The sequence below is a fragment of the Aeromicrobium sp. P2_G6 genome (assembly GCF_056403535.1).
The window spans coordinates 361,776-379,660 of sequence record NZ_JBFUFH010000003.1; the positions used below are offsets into that span (position 1 = coordinate 361,776).

A 17,885-nucleotide genomic window follows, 5' to 3' on the forward strand; every position below is an offset into this window, starting at 1 on the left:
GTTATATGGTTGCAGCATGCAAGCACAGTCCGCGGAGATCGCGACCACGGCCGAGGATGCGCTCCTGCACCTGATGCTGGCGATGGGCCGGCGCTTCCGGTCTCGCATCGACGGGGACGCCGTCGATCCGTCGCAGGCTGCCCTGCTCTACACGCTCAAGTGCCGCGGTGCCATGCGGCTCGGTGACATCGCCGAGGCCATGCAGCTCGACGCCTCGACGGTCAGCCGGCACGTCCAACAGCTCGGCGACCGCGGGTTCATCGACCGCGAGCCCGATCCCGTCGACGGCCGGGCGCGCATCATCGCACTCTCCGACGCCGGGGCCACGAGCCTCAAGAAGACCTTCGACCAACGCCGCGCGTTCATCACGGCGGCCCTCGCGGAGTGGGACGACGCAGACCGCGATCGCCTACGCCACGACCTGACCCGACTCACCGCCTCTCTCGGAGCCGCCTCATGACCGACACCACCCCGGCAACCGCCACACCGACGTACCTCTCGCACCGACAGATCCTGGTGGTCCTCGGCGGCCTGATGACCGGCATGTTCCTCGCCGCGCTCGACCAGAGCATCGTCGGCACGGCCCTCCCCCGCATCACGTCAGACCTCAACGGCCTGGACAAGCTGAGCTGGGTCGTCACGGCATACCTGCTGTCCTCGACCGCATCGACGCCACTGTGGGGCAAGATCTCCGACCTCTACGGTCGCCGGCTGATCTTCCAGATCGCCATCGTCACCTTCCTCATCGGCTCCCTGCTGTGCGGCTTCGCGCGCAACATCGAGGAGCTCATCGCGTTCCGCGCACTCCAGGGTGCCGGCGGCGGCGGTTTGATGGCGCTGGCCTTCGCCACGATCGGCGACGTCATCCCGCCTCGTGAGCGCGGTCGCTACATGGGCTACATGGGCGCGGTGTTCGGCACCTCCAGCGTCGCCGGACCGTTGCTCGGCGGCTGGCTCGCGGACGGCCCCGGCTGGGAGTGGATCTTCTGGCTCAACGTCCCGATCGGCATCGTGGCCCTGGTGGTCACCTCGTATGCCCTCAAGCTCCCGCACACCCGGCGCGACCACGTCATCGACTGGCTCGGCGCAGGAGTCCTGGTCACCGGCGTCTCATCGATGCTCCTGTACGTCTCGTGGGCCGGACCCGACCACGGCTGGAGCTCGAGCCTCGGTCTCGGCCTCCTCGCCGGCGCCCTCGTGCTGACCGCCGTGTTCATCGCGATCGAGCTCCGGGCCAAGGAGCCGATCATCCCGATGGAGCTGTTCCGCGGGTCGATCTTCCGGACGACCAACGCGATGTCCGTCGTGATGGGCATGTCGATGTTCGGCGCGATCATCTTCGTGCCGCTCTACCTGCAGATCGTCATGGGCATGTCGCCGACCAAGTCTGGCCTCGGCATGCTGCCGATGGTCACCGGCCTGTTCTGCACGTCGATCCCCTCGGGCAACTGGGTCAGCAGGTCCGGCCGCTACCGCCCGCTGCCGATCGCGAGCACGGTCGTGGTGTTCACGGCGCTGCTCGTGCTTTCGACGGCCGACGCGGACAGCCCCTACTGGCGGATCGGGCTGGGCATGTTCATCCTCGGCGCGGGTCTCGGCCTGACGATGCAGCTGCTGACCGTGATCGTGCAGAACTCCGTCGATCCCCGCCACATGGGCATCGCGACCTCCACCATCACGTTCTTCCGCACGCTCGGCGGTGCGTTCGGTGCCGCGATCTTCGGCGCCGTGCTCAACACCCGGCTGACGCATCACCTCGCGGAGACCGTGGGCTCCGGCGGCGATGCGCCGAAGATCAACACCAATGACGCGTCGGCGATCCACGGCCTGCCCGAGCCGTTGCAGTCGAAGGTCATCGAGGCGTTCGCCAACTCACTGCACGACGTGTTCCTGGCGGCCCTGCCGATCGTCGCGATCGCGTTCCTGATCTCGCTGTTCATCAAGGAGATCCCGCTGCGTACCCGCGACACCCCGGTCGCCGCCGAAGCCACGGAGCGCTAGGCGTCGCACACCCGCCCCCTAGCCCGAGGAACGAGGGCGGGAGCGAAGCGAAGGGGGCTCACGTGACGCCCCTTCGCTCCGCTCCCAGTCGGCCGCGGGCGGCCTCCTTAGGGGCCGGATGCTCTCTACGGCCGGTCGCGGGCGGGGAGGTTGTCGACCACCAGGTCGTACGAGTCCTCGACGAGCTCCTCGACCAGACCGTCGGGCAGCTTGCCGTCGACCTGCACGGTGATCCAGTGCTTCTTGTTCATGTGATAGCCGCGGGTGACCGATTCGTACGTCTCGACGAGGCCCGTGACCTCTTCGGGCTCGGCCTTGAGCGTGACGTGCGTCGGCGACTCCGCAGCGGTGATCGCGAAGACCTTGCCGCCGACCTTGAACACCGCGGTCTCCTCACCGAACGGGAAGGTCAGCGCGGCGCCGGGCAGCGCGAGGCACACCGCGTGGATGTCGGTCACGCGAGCCCGGGCAGGGGCTGGATGCCGTCGTCGGGTGGCTCGTTGTCGTAGTCCTCGGCGACGGTCGCCAGGTGTCGCACGACGCCGTTGAGGCAGGCCGCGAGCGGCACCGCGATGAGCGCCCCCACGACACCGGCCACGACGACGCCGGCGGTGATCGCGAAGATGATCGCGAGCGGATGCACCGCCACGAGCCGGCCCATGAGGAACGGCTGCAGCACGTGGGACTCGATCTGCTGGATCGCGATCACGACGAGCAGCATGAACAGGGCGGTCCACGGGCCCTGGGCGACCAGCGCCACCAGCACCGCGACCATGCCCGACAGCAGCGCGCCGATGATCGGGATGAAGGCACCAAGGAAGACCAGCACGCCGATCGCGAACGTCAGCGGGACGCCGAGGACCCAGGCGCCGAATGCGATACCCATGGCATCGGTGAGCGCCACGATCACCGTCGCGCGTACGAACGCGGTCAGCGACGCCCATGCCGTGTGGCCCGAGGAGTTGACCCGCTCGCGGGAGGCACGGGGGAACAACGCGACGACCCAGCTCCAGATGCGGTTGCCCTCGTAGAGGAAGAAGAATGTCGAGAACAGCGCGATGAAGAACCCGGCGAGCAGGTGGGTCAGCGTCGTGCCGACCTCGCTGACGCGGGTGATCAGCGACGTGTCGCTGGACTGGATCGACTCCTTGGCATTGTCGATCCACGTCTGGATCTGGTCGTCGCTGAGGTTGAGCGGGCCGGTCTTGGCCCAGTCCTGGATCTTGGAGATTCCGTCGACGACGCTCGTACGCACGTCGGTCGCCTGAGTCGCCAGCTGCTGGCCCACCAGCGTCAGCATGCCGAAGAACAGGAGCAGTCCCGTGATCACGACGATGAACGTCGCGGCGAGGCGTGGGATGCGGTGCGCCTCGAGCCAGTCGACGGCATTGATCGTCAACGCCGTCACGAGCACCGCGATCGCGATCGGCACGGTGATCTCGGAGAAGTAGCGCAGGAAGAACACCCCGAGCAGCACCGCCGACGCGATCACGAGGAGCCGCCAGGCCCACTGCGTCGCGATCTCCATGCCGATGGGCACCTGATAGCGCTCCCTCACGACCCACACCTCATGCGCAGGAGCCTATGGCATCGGCGAGGAACATCGGCGACCCGAATGGAGTTGTATGTGGTGCATCGGTCGTGACGAGACCCGACCGATCAGGAGAGGTGGAAACCGCATGATTTTCAACCGCAGCAAGTCAGAGCTTCCCGGCGCCGACAGCGCCCTCCCCGGCCGTGAGGGCCGCCCCTACCAAGTCGGTGGCACGCACCTCACCCTCGGCAACCCGGTCGAGACCCAGGCACCCGAAGGCTTCGGGGTCGCGGTCTTCGGGCTGGGCTGCTTCTGGGGCGAGGAGAAGACGTTCTGGGAGGTCCCGGGCGTCTGGTCGACGTCCGTCGGGTACGCCGGCGGTGTCACGCCCAACCCCACGTACGAAGAGGTGTGCACCGGTCGCACGGGGCACGCCGAGGTCGTCCGGGTCATCTTCGACCCGGCCAAGGTGACGTACGCGGACCTGCTCAAGGTGTTCTGGGAGAACCATGATCCCACGCAGGGCATGCGCCAGGGCAACGACCGCGGCACGCAGTACCGCTCGGTCATCCTCACCACGACGCCCGAGCAGCAGGCCGAGGCCGAGGCGTCCCGCGAGGCGTATCAGCTGCGCATGACCGAGGCCGGCTACGGCGAGATCACGACGTCGATCCTGCCGCTGGACACGTACTACTACGCCGAGGACTACCACCAGCAGTATCTCGTCAAGAACCCCTTCGGCTACTGCCCGCTGCACGCGACCGGCGTCTCGTACGCCTGACGCGCTCCTGACTGCGGAGCGGTGACTTAGCGACCACCCTGGCCCTCGAGCGGTGACTTGGCGACCAATCGCGACCCTTGTTTGGTCGCTAAGTCACCGCCAGCCGCCGGGTGGGACCTCAGCGATCGGTCCGGCCGGGGCAGTACGGGTTACCCGCCCAGTCGCCTGAGTGCGACTCGATCGTCGCGCGGGCCCGCGAGCGGCCGAGGTTCCACTCGAGCCAGTCGTCGTGGGTACGGCCGTCGAGCGACACCGCGCACTCGACGAGACCAGGGGGCAATGTCGAGAGCACCGGGAGGGCGTCGTCGGACAGACCCTGGAGGTACGTCCAATCGACCTTGCCGCTGGTCTCGAAACGGTCGATGTTGTGCCGGGCGATCCATGCGTCAGGGTTGATCGCGGCCAGGCCGAGCAGCAGCGCCACGCCACTGAACAGTGCAAACCGGGGCAGCCACCTTGCGCGCAGGGCGACGCCGCCGGCGAGCGTCGCCAGCACCAGCACCCCGAGCCATCCCTCGAACACATCGACCAGCAGCCGCAGCCGGGTGAACCCGTACGCGTCCTGGTAGACGTGCATCCGATACAGCGCCGATGCGACGACGACCAGCGTCAACACACCGAGCACGCCGAGCGATCCGCGGATCCAGGCTCGGTCGGACGGCGTCTCCCGCGGGGCCTTGCGCGACGCCGCCCACACGACCAGCAGGGTGAGGGCGGTCGCGACCGTCAGCTGCCCGAAGCCCTGATGGACGTACTCCGCATATGTCAGCCCGGTCGTCCGCCTGAGGTAGTCGTGGCCGCCGAAGATGACTGCCGCCTGCGCGACCAGGAACACCGCGAAGACCGCATCGACGACGAGCACCGGCGCCAGCCACTCGAACCGGTGCGCGACCGGCCGGGCCGGGCGCTCGCCGCGATCGACCTCGGGCGGGTTGAGGGCAAGGTAGGCGCCGGCCAGCAGGACGCCACCGACGAACACCGCGACGAACACCCGCAGGGCGAAGTCGGCCGACCCGACGTCCGGCACGATCGCGCCGACCCACTCGGCGAACAGGGCGTCCGCCGAGGCGAACAGCAGCGCGAACACCGTGACGCCGACGACCGAGAGGACGGCGGTACGTACGAGTGCCGCTCCGCCGCCCATGCCGGTGACCCGCCGCAGCGTGCGACCCAGCCAGGGCATCCCCCGCAGACCAGCCAGCGGCCACGCCACACCGGCGAGGACGAAGGCCACGATGGTGCGGCCACGGACCAGGCCAATGAAGCAGAGGCCGGCGCCGGTGATCAGGCACAGCGCCACGATCCACTCAGCATCACGGAGGACCACGACCGCTGAAAGCGCCAGGCACAACGCGGCGCACGTCAGGGTGAACGGGTCGCGACGGTTACGGCTCGCGGTCAGCAGGACCACGCCGGCCCCCACCAGCACGAGGAACACGCCCACCCCGTGATCGCGGAACGGGATCAGCGCACCGGCAAGCACGCCGACGCCGAGCGCACCCAGCAGCACTCGAACGTTGCCGGGCACGCCGGCATCCGGCCAGAAGTCACCGAACGTGCTGTCGGTGAGAGACGGCAGCGGCTGGTGCCGGTACGGCGGCAGGGACGCGGCGGCGGGGCCCGGCGACGCAGTCGAGGCAGACATGGGGTCCTCCTTCGGACGAGCGAGTGTGGGGTGGAGCGGGAGGTCGGCCCGCACGAGGGCGCCGGACTCCCCCGGCTCGGGGTTCATGAACCCGATCGAGCCCTGGTGCAGGTCGGTGACCCATCGGGCGATTGCGAGGCCCAGACCGGTTCCGCCCCCGCCGTCGATGTCGGTCAGCGTCCCGAACCGCTCGAACGCGCGCTCGCGGTTGGCCTGCGCGATCCCAGGACCCTCGTCGGCGACCTCCAGGTGCCAGCGGTCGCCCACAACCCCCGCGCGGATCGTCACGGTTCCGCCCGGCGGGCTGTGCCGGGAGGCGTTGTCCAGCAGGTTGGCGACGAGCTGGCGCAGCCGGGCGGGGTCGCCCTCGACCACGAGGTCGGTCGGATCCACCTGCACGGCACACGTCACGTCACGAGAGCTGATCCTGAGCTCGGCGACGGCAGCCTCGAGGAGCGGTCCGACCTCGACGTCCTGCAGGTTGAGCGGCGCCTTGCCGGCGTCGACGCGCGACAGGTCGAGGAGGTCGGTCACGAGCGCCGTCATCCGCTCCCCCTGGTCGAGGGCAGCCCGCAGTGTCTCGGGATCGGGATCGGCGACGCCGTCGGCGAGGTTCTCCAGCAGCGCGCACAGGGCTGCCAGGGGCGTACGGAGCTCGTGGCTGACGTTGGCGACCAGCTCGCGACGCTGGCGGTCCACGCCGGCAAGCTCCTCCGCCATCCGGTTGAAGGCCCGGGCCAGCTCTCCGACCTCGTCGCGAGACGTGGCGGACACACGTACGGAGTGGTCGCCCGTCGCCATCCGCCGGGCGGCCACGGTCATCTCGCGCAGCGGCGACGTCATGCCGACCGCGAGCAGCTGGGTCACGGCGAGCGCCAGGGCGATCGTGACGGGGATGCTGAGCCAGATCGGGACACCTCCGGCGGAGCCGATCGTGGCCACCACGGACGCCACCGTGACACTCGCTGCCACCAGCAGGCCCAGCTTGACCTTGACCGACTGGACCTGGTCGAGGGGCCGTGCCGTCATCGGTCGACTCCCGACTCGAGCGCGTAGCCCACGCCGTGCACGGTCCGCACCCGGTCGGCGCCGATCTTGGCGCGCAACGCTTTGACGTGGCTGTCGACCGTACGAGTGCCGGAGGCGTCCGGCCAGCCCCACACCTCGGCGAGCAGGTGCTCACGGGTGAGCACCACGCCCGGACTCGCGGCAAGGCACAGCAGGAGGTCGAACTCGGTTGGCGTCAAGTGCACCTCGTCGTCGCCGGTCCAGACCCGCCGGGCGCCGGGGTCGATGCGCAGGTCACCCAGATCGGCGATGCCCTGACCGGCGAGCTCAACGGCCCGGTCGACGCGGCGCAGCAGGGCGGCCACGCGGGCGACGAGCTCACGCATGCGGAACGGCTTGGTGAGGTAGTCGTCGGCCCCAACCGCCAGCCCGACGAGGATGTCGGCCTCGTCGTCTCGCGCCGTGAGCATCAGCACCGGGACCGGCCGGACGGCCTGGATGCGCCGGCAGACCTCGTGGCCGTCGAAGCCCGGGAGCATGACGTCGAGCAGCACCAGGTCGGGGTCGTGTGCGGTGAACGCCTCCACCGCGCCGGGGCCGTCCCAGGCGCGGACGACCTCGTAGCCCTCCGCGACCAGCCGGTCGGTGACCGCTCCGTTGATGATCGGCTCGTCCTCGACGACGAGGATGCGGCGGGGTGCGGTCATGCCATCAGCGTATGAGCGCCACTGGTCGGGAATCGGGGTCGACTCGTGAAGATCCTGTGCAGGTTGCGGCTCACGACGAGCCGGTCACGCTGACGTCGCTCGCGCGTGGTCGCCGGGCGCCTGTCGTCGGGAGCCCACACCAGACGACGAGCTCAGCAACAGTCGCCCCCAGCACGCACCACAGGACCCAGATGTCCGCCCCGACGAGGTGCAGGACGCTTCCGACGACCGTCGGACTCAGGGCAACGACGATCCGAGCCGCAGCCACCGAGTCCGTTCCGTCATCGAGCGCGCTTCGTGCGCGGTCGGTCCCCAGATAGATGAACAGCGCAGCGGTGAGAGCGCAGTACCCAACAGCCGCTGTCGATGCCCACGGTTGACTGTCGGTCGGGCTGTTCCCCGCGGCCCAACGGGCTGCCCAGACCAACGCGAACGCCGCTGCTGCTGCAGCTGTCGCCGCCCATCTCCGATGACCCACCAGCAGCCCAGTCATGGCTCGAGCCTCGGCTCAACATCACTTCGAGAGCTCGGCCGACACGACCACGATGATCGTGCCAATCGCCAGGAAGGCCAGGAAGAACGCCACCGCCAGCCAGCGCGTGCCCGACATGAGGTCTCCTTCCGACCGTTCAACCCGTACGCCGAGTGACTACCCCCGGGGCGTCAGGGCCAATCTCACACGGTTGGGCGGGGAGGCCGCAGCCGAGTGGGTGAAGGAGGCCGCAGCCGAGTGGGTGAATGGCTCCGAACCGGGGTCCGGCTCCGGGTCCGTGTTCGGGTCCGCCGGCTTGGGCGCACCTGGGTCGAGACTTGGTTCGTCGCCAGGAGGGGTGGAGACCGGATCGTCGGGGACGGTGGTCATGGCAGCTCCTCTCGTTCCTTTCCACGGCGTACCCGTCCCGCGGGACGGTCACACGCGCGTTACCGACGTACGTTCGCGGGTACGGGATCGGCAAGGACCGACCCAGGAGGACCCATGACCGTCCCACCCGTAGGACCCGACCCGGACATCGACCTGCCCGGCGACGTGCCGGAGGTGCCGAACCCCGACGTCCCCGATGAGCCTGGTGACGTCGCGGACTTCGTGCCCGACGGCGACCTGGCAGCTCAGACCGAGAGCGCGTGGCCGGACGACGAGGACCAGGGCATCGTCCCCGACGGCGACCGCGTGGTCCCGGACCTCGACGAGGGATGACGCCGGCCGAGGTACGTTCGCCAGATGGGCTTCACCCGCGACGAGCTGCTCTCCTACGCCGGCCGCACGATCCCTGACCTGGTCGGCAACGACCTGAGGTTGCTGTTCGTCGGCATCAATCCCGGACTCGTCAGCGCTGCCACGGGTTTGCACTTCGCCCGGCCGGGCAACCGGTTCTACCCCGCGCTGCGCCTGGCAGGCATCATCCCTGAAGACGTGATGACGCCCGAGGACGCGAGACCCGCCCTGCTGAGCCGTGGCATCGGCATCACCAACATCGTCGCCCGCGCCTCGGCGCGGGCTGACGAGCTGGACACCGCCGAGCTGGTCGAGGGCCGCGCGCGGCTTGAGGCATTCGTCGACGAGCACCGGCCACGGGTGGTCGCGATCGCCGGCATCACGTCATACCGTGTCGCCTTCGGCCGCAGGGTCGCGCGGGCCGGGCGTCAGGAGGAGACGATCGGCGACGCCCAGCTCTGGGTCGTCCCGAATCCGAGCGGGCTCAACGCGCACGAGACCGTCGAGTCGCTCGCCGCGGCCTATCGCGAGGCAGCCGAGGCTGCCGGCGTCGTCTAGGCCGACTTTGCCCTGGCCTTCATGACCTGCGGCATCACACCGTAGAGCGCGACGATCAAGTCCTTGACGGCCACCGCGACCTTCTCGCCGTTCGGCGTCAGGCGGTAGTCGACGTGGGGCGGCAGCGTCGACTGCACGTGCCGCTCGACCAGCCCGTCGGCCTCGAGGGCCTTGAGGGTCTGCGACAGCATCTTGTCGCTCACGCCGTCGACGCACCGGCGCAATTCGCCGAACCGCGCGGGCTCAGGGCTCAAGGCTGCAAGCGTCAACGAGCCCCACCGGCTCGTGACGTGCTCGAGCACCTCGCGTGACGGGCACGCGCCGCTGAACACGTCGAACGGTCGTCTCGGATCCTCAGCCATGTCACGCCTCCTGTTGGCGCCATGCTAGCACTTCGTTAGTACTAACCCTAAGTTTGTGCTTTCGATTGGTTAGTGTACGTTCGAGGCACCGCCAATCGGAAGGAACCACCCATGACCATCGCCGTCACCGCAGCCACCGGGCAGCTGGGCACCCTCGTCGTCGACGCACTGCTCGAGCGCACCACCCCCGACCAGATCGTCGCCATCGCGCGCGACGCCGCCAAGGCGGAGCCGCTGGCCGCCAAGGGCGTCGAGGTGCGCATTGCGAGCTACGACGACCCCACCGCGCTCAAGGACGCCCTCGCCGGTGTCGACCAGGTCCTGCTGATCTCGGGCAACGAGTTCGGCCAGCGGTCGACGCAGCACCGCAACGTGATCGACGCCGCGATCGCCAATGACGTCTCGCGGATCGTCTACACCAGCGCGCCGAAGGCCGACACGTCCACGCTCCCGGTCGCACCCGAGCACCTCGCGACCGAGCAGCACCTTGCCGGCGCCGGCATCGATCACGTGCTGCAGCGCAACAACTGGTACAACGAGAACTACGCGCAGTCGCTCGAGACCGCACGCCAGACCGGATCGGTCCTGACCAGCGCCGGTGACGGCCGCGTCGCCAGCGCCGCCCGCGCCGACTTCGCCGAGGCCGCCGCCGTCGTGCTGACGACCGACGCGCCGGTCAAGTCCGTCTACGAGCTCGCGGGCGATGTCGCCTGGACCCAGGACGAGCTCGCCGCGGCTCTCAGCGAGGTGCTCGGCACACCGATCACCGTTGCCCAGGTGACCCCGGAGCAGCAGACCTCGATCCTGGTCGACGCCGGCCTCGACGAGGGCACCGCCGGCTTCGTCACCGGCATCGACGTCGCCACCGCCAAGGGTGAGCTCGCGCTCGCCAATGGCGACCTCAGCTCGCTGATCGGCCGTCCCACGACGCCGCTCGTCGAGTCGCTCCGCGCCCTGGTCTGAGCGTTCGCCGGGCCCGGCATCCTGTCCGGGCCCGGCGCTAACGTGGCGGCATGGAGCAACGACTCAGCCTGATCACGCTCGGCGTCTCTGATCTCGCGCGAGCACGCGCCTTCTACGAGGGCGGCCTCGGCTGGACCAAGCGCAACCCCGAGGACGAGGTCGCGTTCTACCAGCTCAACGGCCTGATCCTCGCGCTCTGGACTCGCCCCGACCTCGCGGATGACGCCAGGGTCACCGACACCGGAGCCACCTTCAGTGGCATCAGCATCGCGTTCAACACGCGCAGCCACGACGAGGTCGATGAGATCCTCACCGAGGCTGAGGCCGCCGGCGGCACGATCCTCAAGCCTGGCGAAGAACAACCATGGGGCGGCTACTCCGGCTACTTCGCAGACCCCGACGGGCACCCGTGGGAGGTCGCCTGGAACCCCGGCTGGTCGATCGACGACGCCGGACATACGTCCCTCGGCTCGGCCTGAACCGACAGGTCCGGTGGTGACACGGTTGCCGGCGTGCGCGGCGCCAACGTCAGCTCGAAGCCCTTGGGCATCAGTGTGAGCCGCTCGGCGATCTCCAGCTCGTAGTCGGGATCGGCGGCGATGTCATAGCGGTGCAGCATGCGCGCCAGCACCAGGATCGCCTCGTGCAGAGCGAACTGCCGGCCGATGCACGACCGCTCCCCCGTGCCGAACGGCTTGTAGGAGTGGGGCTGGCGGCCGCGAGAGTTCTCCGGCAGGAACCGGTCGGGGTCGAACTGGTCCGCATCCTCACCCCAGACTGCTGGGTCGCGATGCATCATCGGCAGCACCACGATCGCCCAGTCCTCCGGCCGCATCGTGTGGCCCGTGCTCAGCACCGTGGTCTCGCGCGGGCTGCGGGTGAACGCCGGCGCGGTGGGCCACAGCCGCAGGCCCTCGTCGAGCACCCGGCGCAGGTAGCGGAACTTCGCCACCTGCTCGAACGTCGGCTCGGCGTCACGATCCGGGCCGAGGACCTGGTCGACCTCGGCCTGCGCCTTGGCCAGGACCGCCGGGTCACGGGACAGGTAGTAGAGCGCGAACGACAGCGCGCCCGAGGTCGTCTCGTGACCGGCGACGAGGAACGTCAGGATCTGGTGCCGGATATTGAGGTCATCGAGCCGCTCACCCGTCTCGGGGTGCGGGGTGTGCAGCATGATGCCGAGCAGGTCGCTCTCGTCGACGTCGCTGGCGGCGCGGCGCTCGGCGATGATGCCGTCGAGCAGCGAGTCGACGTATGCCTGGTGGTGCGCGTTCTTCTTGTCGATGCGCTTCGCCATCAGACCGGCACCGGGCATGGCGTTGAGCGAGCCCTTGCGCTGGCCGGCCTTGAGGGCCGCGATCATCGCCGGGATGAACGGATGTGGCTCGGTGCGGCTGAACGATCCGAAGTCGGTGCTGAACGCCGTACGGCTGATGGTCTCCATCGTCAGCTTCGTCATGTCAGCCGACACGTCGACCGGCGCGTCGCCGGCATCCCAGCTGTCGAACAGCTCCTGCGCCGCGGCCAGCATGATGGGGTGATAGCGCTGCATGGCGGGCTTGGTGAAAGCCGGCCGCAGCAGGTCGTGGGCCAGCGCCCAGTTGGTCTCGTCGTTGTATGCCGTGAAGAGCCCTTGCCCGACGAACTCGCGCAGCGCAACGAGCGCCGGGGACAGGCTCTTGACGAAGCGCGACTCGTCAGCCAGCTCGGCGGCGAGCTCCGCCCCGGTCACGAACACGAACTTCTGGTCGAAGATGTGCAGCTCGAAGATCGGGCCGAGTCCTTCGGCCCGCTGCATCGTGCTCTGCAGCGGGGCCTGCGCGTCTGCCCCGAGGATGTCGCCCACGATCGGCTTGCGACCGGGCGGGTGGGGGAACGTCTGACCTGACCAGTCGTTGCGCACCGCGACTCTCCTTATTGGACAACAATTCAGTAAAGCCAGACTAACTCTTGTTGAATCAATGTCAAGTAGTCTGGGCGGCATGGCCACCCGCACCCGTCTGAGCCGCGAGGCTCGGCAGGACCAGCTGCTCGAGCTCGGCGCCGAGCTGTTCGCCGACCGGTCCTACGAGGACGTCCACATCGAGGAGCTCTCCGAGGTCGCGGGTGTCTCGCGCGGCTTGCTCTATCACTACTTCCCGACCAAGCGGGCGTTCTTTGCCGCGATGGTCCGGCGCGAGTCGACTCGCATGATGGAGCTCACCGCTCCCGACGACTCGCTCCCGATCCTGGACCGACTGCGTCAGGGCATCGAGACGTACCTCGACTACTGCGAGGGCCACAAGATGGGGGTCAAGGCGATCTTCCATGGCGCCGCCTCGGCCGATCCGGAGATCCAGGCGATCATCGAGGACGACATGCAGCGCCAGCAGGACCGCATCACCGCAGGCGTCGAACCAGCCGGCAAGCCGACCGAGCTCCTGCAGATCGCGGTTCGCAGCTGGCTGCACTTCATGCGCAATGCCTGCCACCAGTGGCTCGACTCGACGGAGACCAGCCGCGACGAGGTTCGTGACCTGTGCACCCAGGCGCTGGTGGCCACACTCCTCGCCCTGCCGGAGGGCTCCCGCCCCTCGGCACTGGCCGAGCTGGAGAGCTAGAGGCCGCTGCGCTTGCTGAAGGCCGTGACCGCGCGCTGGTAGCCGGAGCCGGTCAGGCGTACGAACCGGTCGAGGACCCACGCGTCGGCGCCAATCAGCACGCGCGCCTTGTCCTTCTCCACACCCTTGAGGATGACGTTGGCCGCCTTCTCCGGAGAGGTGCGGGCCATCTTGTCGAACGAGCTCGCGAGCTTGTCATGGTCGCGACCCTCGACCTGCTCGCCGTTGCGAGCAATGTTGGTCCTGATGCCGCCGGGGTGCACGCAGGTGACCTTGACCGGCCGGTTGTTGAGCGCCATCTCCTGGCGAAGGGACTCGGTGAAGCCGCGAACCGCGAACTTCGCGGCGTTGTAGGCGCTCTGCGTCGGCACCGCGAACAGCCCGAAGATGCTCGAGATGTTGACGACGTGCCCGTCGCCTGACTCGACGAGATGCGGCAGGAATGCCTTGGTGCCGTTGACGACGCCCCAGAAGTCGACGTCCACGACCCGCTCGATGTCCTTGAACGACATCTCCTCGACGTCGCCGGTGAACGCGATGCCGGCGTTGTTGAACACCAGGTTGACCTGGCCGAAGTGGGCCGCGACATCGTCGGCGTACGCCAGCACGAGCTCGCGCTGCGAGACGTCGAGGTGATCTGCCTTCACGTCGGCGCCGGCCTGCGCGACGAGCGCCTCGGTCTCGGCGAGTCCATGGACATCGACGTCGCAGATCGCGAGCTTCGCGCCTCGACGGGCGAGCTCGACGGACAGCGCCCGGCCGATGCCGGAGCCGGCTCCGGTCACGACGGCGACCTTGTCGGTGAAGTGGGTCATGGCGTCCTCTCGCAATTCAGATACTGAGGGTATCTGAATGCGAGGCTAGCAGATAATCGCGTTAGCCAGGAAGTGGCTGTTCGACGGGCTCAGCCAGCGTGCCGACGTCGAACTGGGTGCGATGGAGCTCCTCGTAGCGACCGCCCTGGGCCAGCAGCTCGTGGTGCGTGCCTTGTTCGACGACCCGGCCGTCCTCGACGACGAGGATGCGATCGGCCGCTCGTATGGTCGACAGCCGGTGGGCGATCACGACGGACGTACGCCCTGCGAGGGCGACGGCCAACGCCTCCTGCACCGCGGACTCCGACGTCGAGTCGAGGTGGGCAGTCGCCTCGTCGAGGATGACGACGCGCGGGTGGGCCAGCAGCAGGCGGGCGATCGTCAGTCGCTGGCGTTCGCCGCCCGAGAGCCGGTAGCCGCGCTCGCCGACGATCGTGTCGAGGCCGTCCGAGAGCGACGCGACGAGATCGTCGAGCCGGGCATCGCGCAACGCCGCCCACAGCTCGTCGTCGGTGGCTCCCGGACGAGCCAGCAGGAGGTTCTCGCGGACCGACTCGTGGAACAGATGGCCGTCCTGGGTCGCCATGCCGAGGGTGGCGCGCAGCGACGCCATCGAGAGGTCCCTGACGTCGACACCACCCAGGCGCACCGAGCCGCCGTCCACGTCGTAGAGGCGCGGGATCAGGCTGGCGATCGTGGACTTGCCGGCGCCCGACGTGCCGACGAGTGCCACCATCTGGCCGGGCTCCACCCGGAACGACACGTCGTGCAGGACTTCGACGCCGCCGCGGTTGTCGAGCATCGCGACCTCCTCGAGCGACGCCAGCGAGACCTTGTCGGCTGAGGGGTAGGCGAACGTCACGTGCGAGAACTCGACCGAGACCGGACCGTCGGGCACCGCGACGGCGTCGGCCTTCTCGCGGATCAGCGGCTGCAGGTCGAGCACCTCGAAGACGCGCTCGAAGCTGACGACGGCGCTCATGATCTCGACCCGGGCGCTCGCGAGCGCGGTCAGCGGCGCGTACAGCCTGGTCAGCAGCAGTGCGAGGGCGACGACCGCACCGGGGTCGAGCGAGCCCTTGAGCGCGTAGAAGCCGCCGAGTCCGTAGACCACCGCCAGCGCCAGGGCAGAGACCGTGGTCAGGGCCGTGACGAAGACCGACTGCAGCATCGCGGACTTCACGCCGATGTCTCGCACCCGCCGGGCCCGCGCGGCGAACTCGACGGACTCCTCGTCGGGCCGGCCGTAGAGCTTGACGAGGGTCGCGCCCGGCGCCGAGAAGCGCTCGGTCATGCGGGTGCTCATGACGGCGTTGTGGTTGGCCGCCTCACGTGACAGCGCAGCGAGCCGGCTGCCCATGCGGCGGGCGGGCACGACGAACACCGGAAGGAGGATCAGGGCGACGACGGTGATCTGCCACGAGATGCTGATCATCACGACGAGCGTCAGCGTCAGCGTGACCAGGTTGCTGACGACTCCTGACAACGTGCCGCTGAATGCACGCTGGGCCCCGAGCACGTCGCTGTTGAGCCGGCTGACCAATGCGCCCGTGCGCGTCCGGGTGAAGAACGCGACCGGCATGCGTTGGACGTGGTCGAAGACCGTCGTGCGGAGGTCGAGGATCAGCCCTTCGCCGATCGTCGCCGACAGCCACCGGGTCCAGATGGCGAGCGCTGCGTCTGCGAGCGCGATGATCGCGATGAGGCCGGCGATGCCGAAGACCTTGCTGCGCGAGTCGCCGTCGACGATCGCGTTGACCACGCGGCCGGCCAGGACCGGGGTTGCCACGGCAAGGCACGCCGAGACGACGCTCAACAGGAGGAAGTGGATCAGCCGCCGCTTGTGGGGCGCGGCGAAGCCAGCGATGCGCTTGAGCGTCTCTTTCGTCAGCCGTTGAGGACCGTCCTGCGTGTTCATCACACGGTGCAGCGAGTTCCATGCTGCGGCGTCCATGCTCATGTCGTCCTCCTGATCGGCGTGCGCCTGCCCAGTGTCCTCCTCGGGCACGACAAACGTAGAACCTCAATCAGAGTTGAGGTCAACTCAGGCGGCGGTGCGGCGGCGCGGCTTGAGGCGTATCTCGGGCATCGGCGGGGCGGGGATGCGCTGGCCGTTGTGCCCGGCGACCTCACCGAACCGCTCGGAGGCGTCCTCCCAGTCGAGCCGGGCCTGCACGATGTCCTCGTGCGAACGCCCGATGAAGTTCCACCACATCACGAGCTCCTCCTGGAAGGGCGTGCCGCCGATCAGCAGGAGGGTCGTGGTGGTGGGCACGAACAGCTCGACCTCGTCGCGGCCGGGTGCGAGGTAGCGCATCTGCCGGTGGACGATCTCGCTGCCGGCGACGAGTGCCTCGCCGTCGACCGCCAGGATCGCGTGCTCGAACTCCGGCCGGAGAGGGACGACCGCTCCCCCAGGTCGTACGGTCAGCTCAGCGCCGACCATGGGTGAGAACGTCGTGGCCGGAGAACTGGCATCAGAGAGCTCGCCCATCAGGACCTTGGCAGACCAGTTCTTGCCATCCGCGACGGGCAGGTCCGGGTGGTGCTCGAAGCCGGCTGCACCGGTGCGTCGGAGGTTGGGCAGCGCAACCCACAGCTGGAGGCCGTGCATCGGGCCGTCCGTGTGACCGACGGAGATCTCGGAGTGCGCCACCCCGTCGCCCGAGGTCATCAGGTTGAGCTCGCCGGGTTTGAGGACGACATCGCTGCCGAGGTTGTCGCGGTGGCGGATCTCGCCGGCCATCGGCCACGTCACGGTCTGCAGGCCGGTGTGCGGGTGCGGGAGCACGTTCATGTGCTCGGCGGTCGGCCCGAAGTGATCGACGAAGCACCATGGCCCGACGGTCGGCAGGCCACGATGGGGAAGCGTGCGGTGCACTGTGATGCCGCGAACCCCGCCGAGCGGAACCTCCCGCGGATCCAGTGACAGGTCGAGCGAGGTCATGTGAGAAGCGTACGTCGCAGCTGTTCGACCAGGTCGTCACTGCCGCCGATGCTGACGAACCATCCGTGCACGCCACCCTCGTGCGCGTCCCACAGGTCGAGCACTCCCTCGATCGCCTCGACCGGGACGGCGAGGAACTCCGGTGGCAGCGCGGCCCGATGATGGCGTCCCGGCATCTTGCGGAGCCGGGACGAGATGGCCTGCTCGGCGTGCTGCGTCTCGAGGAAGTCGGCGACGATGTCCTCGCGTGAGACTCCGACGAGTCGCAACAGCAGCGCGATCGAGACCCCCGTGCGGTCCTTGCCTGCGGCGCAGTGGATCAGGGTCGCCCCGCGAGCCGTGCCGACCTCGCGCACGAGCTCGACGAGGTACATCGACGCGTGGTCGAGCAGCAGGAGGTAGAGGCCCGCGAGGCTCTCGGCCGGTGCCGTGCCGGGACGCAGTGCACTGAGGAGGGGCAGGTTGACGATGCGCGAACCGGCTCGTGCGAGCGGGTGGATGTCGTCGGACTCGTTGGCGGACCGCAGGTCGATCACCAGCGCCGGCGGCCAGACGATGTCGTCCGGCGCGTGATCCTTGCGCGACGGCATCGCACTGCGCAGGACGCGACCCCTGAGAACTGTGCGCCCCTCCGCCGTCGCGACTCCGCCGACATCTCGGAGATTGGGGACGAATTCGCGCACGAAGACACCCTAAGCGCAAGCAAGGACACATCCGCTGACCGGCTCTTTGGTGTGTTTCGGTCATCTCA

At 68.8% G+C, this 17,885-nt stretch carries 19 protein-coding genes; 8 read left to right on the forward strand and 11 right to left on the reverse strand.

The annotated features are described in order from the left end of the window. Positions 1-16: 16 nt before the first annotated feature. Both AC1DVU_RS12700 and AC1DVU_RS12705 read left to right on the forward strand, forming a co-directional pair. Positions 17-460 carry a MarR family winged helix-turn-helix transcriptional regulator gene (locus AC1DVU_RS12700; protein ID WP_476922804.1) on the forward strand — a complete coding sequence of 148 codons (444 nt, stop codon included), beginning with the start codon at positions 17-19 and terminating at the stop codon, positions 458-460. Then, positions 457-2,001: an MDR family MFS transporter gene (locus tag AC1DVU_RS12705; protein ID WP_476922805.1), complete on the forward strand. Its 1,545-nt coding sequence runs from the start codon at positions 457-459 to the stop codon at positions 1,999-2,001. The genes AC1DVU_RS12700 and AC1DVU_RS12705 overlap by 4 nt, the downstream gene beginning before the upstream one ends. 125 nt (positions 2,002-2,126) lie before the next feature. Here AC1DVU_RS12705 and AC1DVU_RS12710 read toward each other — a convergent pair whose 3' ends face one another. Both AC1DVU_RS12710 and AC1DVU_RS12715 read right to left on the reverse strand, forming a co-directional pair. Continuing rightward, complete coding sequence (locus AC1DVU_RS12710) at positions 2,127-2,459, reverse strand: MmcQ/YjbR family DNA-binding protein (RefSeq protein WP_476922806.1); 333 nt, start codon at positions 2,457-2,459, stop codon at positions 2,127-2,129. Then, complete coding sequence (locus AC1DVU_RS12715; protein ID WP_476922807.1) at positions 2,456-3,559, reverse strand: AI-2E family transporter; 1,104 nt, start codon at positions 3,557-3,559, stop codon at positions 2,456-2,458. The genes AC1DVU_RS12710 and AC1DVU_RS12715 overlap by 4 nt, the downstream gene beginning before the upstream one ends. Before the next feature lie 121 nt (positions 3,560-3,680). Between AC1DVU_RS12715 and msrA the strand changes: the two genes are divergently transcribed. Further along, on the forward strand, positions 3,681-4,316 hold the full coding sequence (msrA, locus tag AC1DVU_RS12720; RefSeq protein ID WP_476922808.1) for a peptide-methionine (S)-S-oxide reductase MsrA: 636 nt from the start codon (positions 3,681-3,683) through the stop codon (positions 4,314-4,316). Positions 4,317-4,434: 118 nt separating this feature from the next. Here msrA and AC1DVU_RS12725 read toward each other — a convergent pair whose 3' ends face one another. From AC1DVU_RS12725 to AC1DVU_RS12735, 3 genes are all read right to left on the reverse strand, one after another. Continuing rightward, positions 4,435-6,990, reverse strand: coding sequence for a DUF4153 domain-containing protein (locus tag AC1DVU_RS12725; RefSeq protein ID WP_476922809.1), 2,556 nt, complete (start codon positions 6,988-6,990; stop codon positions 4,435-4,437). Beyond that, the gene (locus AC1DVU_RS12730; RefSeq protein ID WP_476922810.1) at positions 6,987-7,676 is read right to left on the reverse strand and encodes a response regulator; all 690 of its coding nucleotides are present in this window, start codon (positions 7,674-7,676) and stop codon (positions 6,987-6,989) included. The genes AC1DVU_RS12725 and AC1DVU_RS12730 overlap by 4 nt, the downstream gene beginning before the upstream one ends. 70 nt (positions 7,677-7,746) lie before the next feature. Then, a complete protein-coding gene (locus tag AC1DVU_RS12735; protein WP_476922811.1) occupies positions 7,747-8,169 on the reverse strand; it encodes a hypothetical protein in 423 nt (140 codons plus the stop codon). A 483-nt stretch (positions 8,170-8,652) separates the two neighbouring features. Here AC1DVU_RS12735 and AC1DVU_RS12740 point away from each other — a divergent pair, with 483 nt between their 5' ends. Continuing rightward, positions 8,653-8,871 carry a hypothetical protein gene (locus tag AC1DVU_RS12740; protein ID WP_476922812.1) on the forward strand — a complete coding sequence of 73 codons (219 nt, stop codon included), beginning with the start codon at positions 8,653-8,655 and terminating at the stop codon, positions 8,869-8,871. Between the two features lie 24 nt (positions 8,872-8,895). Further along, the gene (locus AC1DVU_RS12745) at positions 8,896-9,447 is read left to right on the forward strand and encodes a mismatch-specific DNA-glycosylase (RefSeq protein ID WP_476922813.1); all 552 of its coding nucleotides are present in this window, start codon (positions 8,896-8,898) and stop codon (positions 9,445-9,447) included. Here AC1DVU_RS12745 and AC1DVU_RS12750 read toward each other — a convergent pair. Continuing rightward, a complete protein-coding gene (locus AC1DVU_RS12750) occupies positions 9,444-9,809 on the reverse strand; it encodes a winged helix-turn-helix transcriptional regulator (RefSeq protein ID WP_476922814.1) in 366 nt (121 codons plus the stop codon). The two genes, AC1DVU_RS12745 and AC1DVU_RS12750, sit on opposite strands and share 4 nt — an antisense overlap. A 111-nt stretch (positions 9,810-9,920) precedes the next feature. Here AC1DVU_RS12750 and AC1DVU_RS12755 point away from each other — a divergent pair, with 111 nt between their 5' ends. Then, on the forward strand, positions 9,921-10,772 hold the full coding sequence (locus AC1DVU_RS12755) for an SDR family oxidoreductase (protein WP_476922815.1): 852 nt from the start codon (positions 9,921-9,923) through the stop codon (positions 10,770-10,772). Between the two features lie 50 nt (positions 10,773-10,822). Continuing rightward, positions 10,823-11,251, forward strand: a complete 429-nt coding sequence (locus AC1DVU_RS12760) for a VOC family protein (protein WP_476922816.1) — start codon at positions 10,823-10,825, stop codon at positions 11,249-11,251. Here AC1DVU_RS12760 and AC1DVU_RS12765 read toward each other — a convergent pair. After that, on the reverse strand, positions 11,155-12,675 hold the full coding sequence (locus AC1DVU_RS12765) for a cytochrome P450 (protein ID WP_476922817.1): 1,521 nt from the start codon (positions 12,673-12,675) through the stop codon (positions 11,155-11,157). The genes AC1DVU_RS12760 and AC1DVU_RS12765 overlap by 97 nt on opposite strands. 79 nt (positions 12,676-12,754) lie before the next feature. Between AC1DVU_RS12765 and AC1DVU_RS12770 the strand changes: the two genes are divergently transcribed. After that, positions 12,755-13,372 carry a TetR/AcrR family transcriptional regulator gene (locus tag AC1DVU_RS12770; protein ID WP_476922818.1) on the forward strand — a complete coding sequence of 206 codons (618 nt, stop codon included), beginning with the start codon at positions 12,755-12,757 and terminating at the stop codon, positions 13,370-13,372. Here the strand turns inward: AC1DVU_RS12770 and AC1DVU_RS12775 are convergent. The 4 genes from AC1DVU_RS12775 to AC1DVU_RS12790 form a co-directional block, all read right to left on the reverse strand. Beyond that, a complete protein-coding gene (locus AC1DVU_RS12775) occupies positions 13,369-14,187 on the reverse strand; it encodes an SDR family NAD(P)-dependent oxidoreductase (protein WP_476922819.1) in 819 nt (272 codons plus the stop codon). The genes AC1DVU_RS12770 and AC1DVU_RS12775 overlap by 4 nt on opposite strands. A gap of 61 nt (positions 14,188-14,248) precedes the next feature. Next, entirely contained in the window at positions 14,249-16,147 is a 1,899-nt protein-coding gene (locus tag AC1DVU_RS12780; protein WP_476922928.1) for an ABC transporter ATP-binding protein, read from the reverse strand. Positions 16,148-16,231: 84 nt separating this feature from the next. Beyond that, positions 16,232-17,134, reverse strand: coding sequence for a pirin family protein (locus AC1DVU_RS12785; RefSeq protein ID WP_476922820.1), 903 nt, complete (start codon positions 17,132-17,134; stop codon positions 16,232-16,234). After that, positions 17,131-17,817 (reverse strand): tyrosine-protein phosphatase, encoded by a 687-nt coding sequence (locus AC1DVU_RS12790; RefSeq protein ID WP_476922821.1) that lies wholly within the window; start codon positions 17,815-17,817, stop codon positions 17,131-17,133. The genes AC1DVU_RS12785 and AC1DVU_RS12790 overlap by 4 nt, the downstream gene beginning before the upstream one ends. Between the last annotated feature and the right edge of the window lie 68 nt (positions 17,818-17,885).

Excerpts from the sequence above, each read along its gene's own strand:
- AC1DVU_RS12750 (WP_476922814.1), bottom strand. The coding sequence starts at position 9,809 with ATGGCTGAGGATCCGAGACGACCGTTCGACGTGTTCAGCGGCGCGTGC.
- msrA (WP_476922808.1), top strand. The coding sequence starts at position 3,681 with ATGATTTTCAACCGCAGCAAGTCAGAGCTTCCCGGCGCCGACAGCGCC.
- AC1DVU_RS12730 (WP_476922810.1), bottom strand. The coding sequence starts at position 7,676 with ATGACCGCACCCCGCCGCATCCTCGTCGTCGAGGACGAGCCGATCATC.
- AC1DVU_RS12775 (WP_476922819.1), bottom strand. The coding sequence starts at position 14,187 with ATGACCCACTTCACCGACAAGGTCGCCGTCGTGACCGGAGCCGGCTCC.
- AC1DVU_RS12785 (WP_476922820.1), bottom strand. The coding sequence starts at position 17,134 with ATGACCTCGCTCGACCTGTCACTGGATCCGCGGGAGGTTCCGCTCGGC.
- AC1DVU_RS12760 (WP_476922816.1), top strand. The coding sequence starts at position 10,823 with ATGGAGCAACGACTCAGCCTGATCACGCTCGGCGTCTCTGATCTCGCG.
- AC1DVU_RS12735 (WP_476922811.1), bottom strand. The coding sequence starts at position 8,169 with ATGACTGGGCTGCTGGTGGGTCATCGGAGATGGGCGGCGACAGCTGCA.
- AC1DVU_RS12780 (WP_476922928.1), bottom strand. The coding sequence starts at position 16,147 with ATGAGCATGGACGCCGCAGCATGGAACTCGCTGCACCGTGTGATGAAC.
- AC1DVU_RS12770 (WP_476922818.1), top strand. The coding sequence starts at position 12,755 with ATGGCCACCCGCACCCGTCTGAGCCGCGAGGCTCGGCAGGACCAGCTG.
- AC1DVU_RS12705 (WP_476922805.1), top strand. The coding sequence starts at position 457 with ATGACCGACACCACCCCGGCAACCGCCACACCGACGTACCTCTCGCAC.
- AC1DVU_RS12745 (WP_476922813.1), top strand. The coding sequence starts at position 8,896 with ATGGGCTTCACCCGCGACGAGCTGCTCTCCTACGCCGGCCGCACGATC.
- AC1DVU_RS12700 (WP_476922804.1), top strand. The coding sequence starts at position 17 with ATGCAAGCACAGTCCGCGGAGATCGCGACCACGGCCGAGGATGCGCTC.
- AC1DVU_RS12740 (WP_476922812.1), top strand. The coding sequence starts at position 8,653 with ATGACCGTCCCACCCGTAGGACCCGACCCGGACATCGACCTGCCCGGC.
- AC1DVU_RS12755 (WP_476922815.1), top strand. The coding sequence starts at position 9,921 with ATGACCATCGCCGTCACCGCAGCCACCGGGCAGCTGGGCACCCTCGTC.
- AC1DVU_RS12725 (WP_476922809.1), bottom strand. The coding sequence starts at position 6,990 with ATGACGGCACGGCCCCTCGACCAGGTCCAGTCGGTCAAGGTCAAGCTG.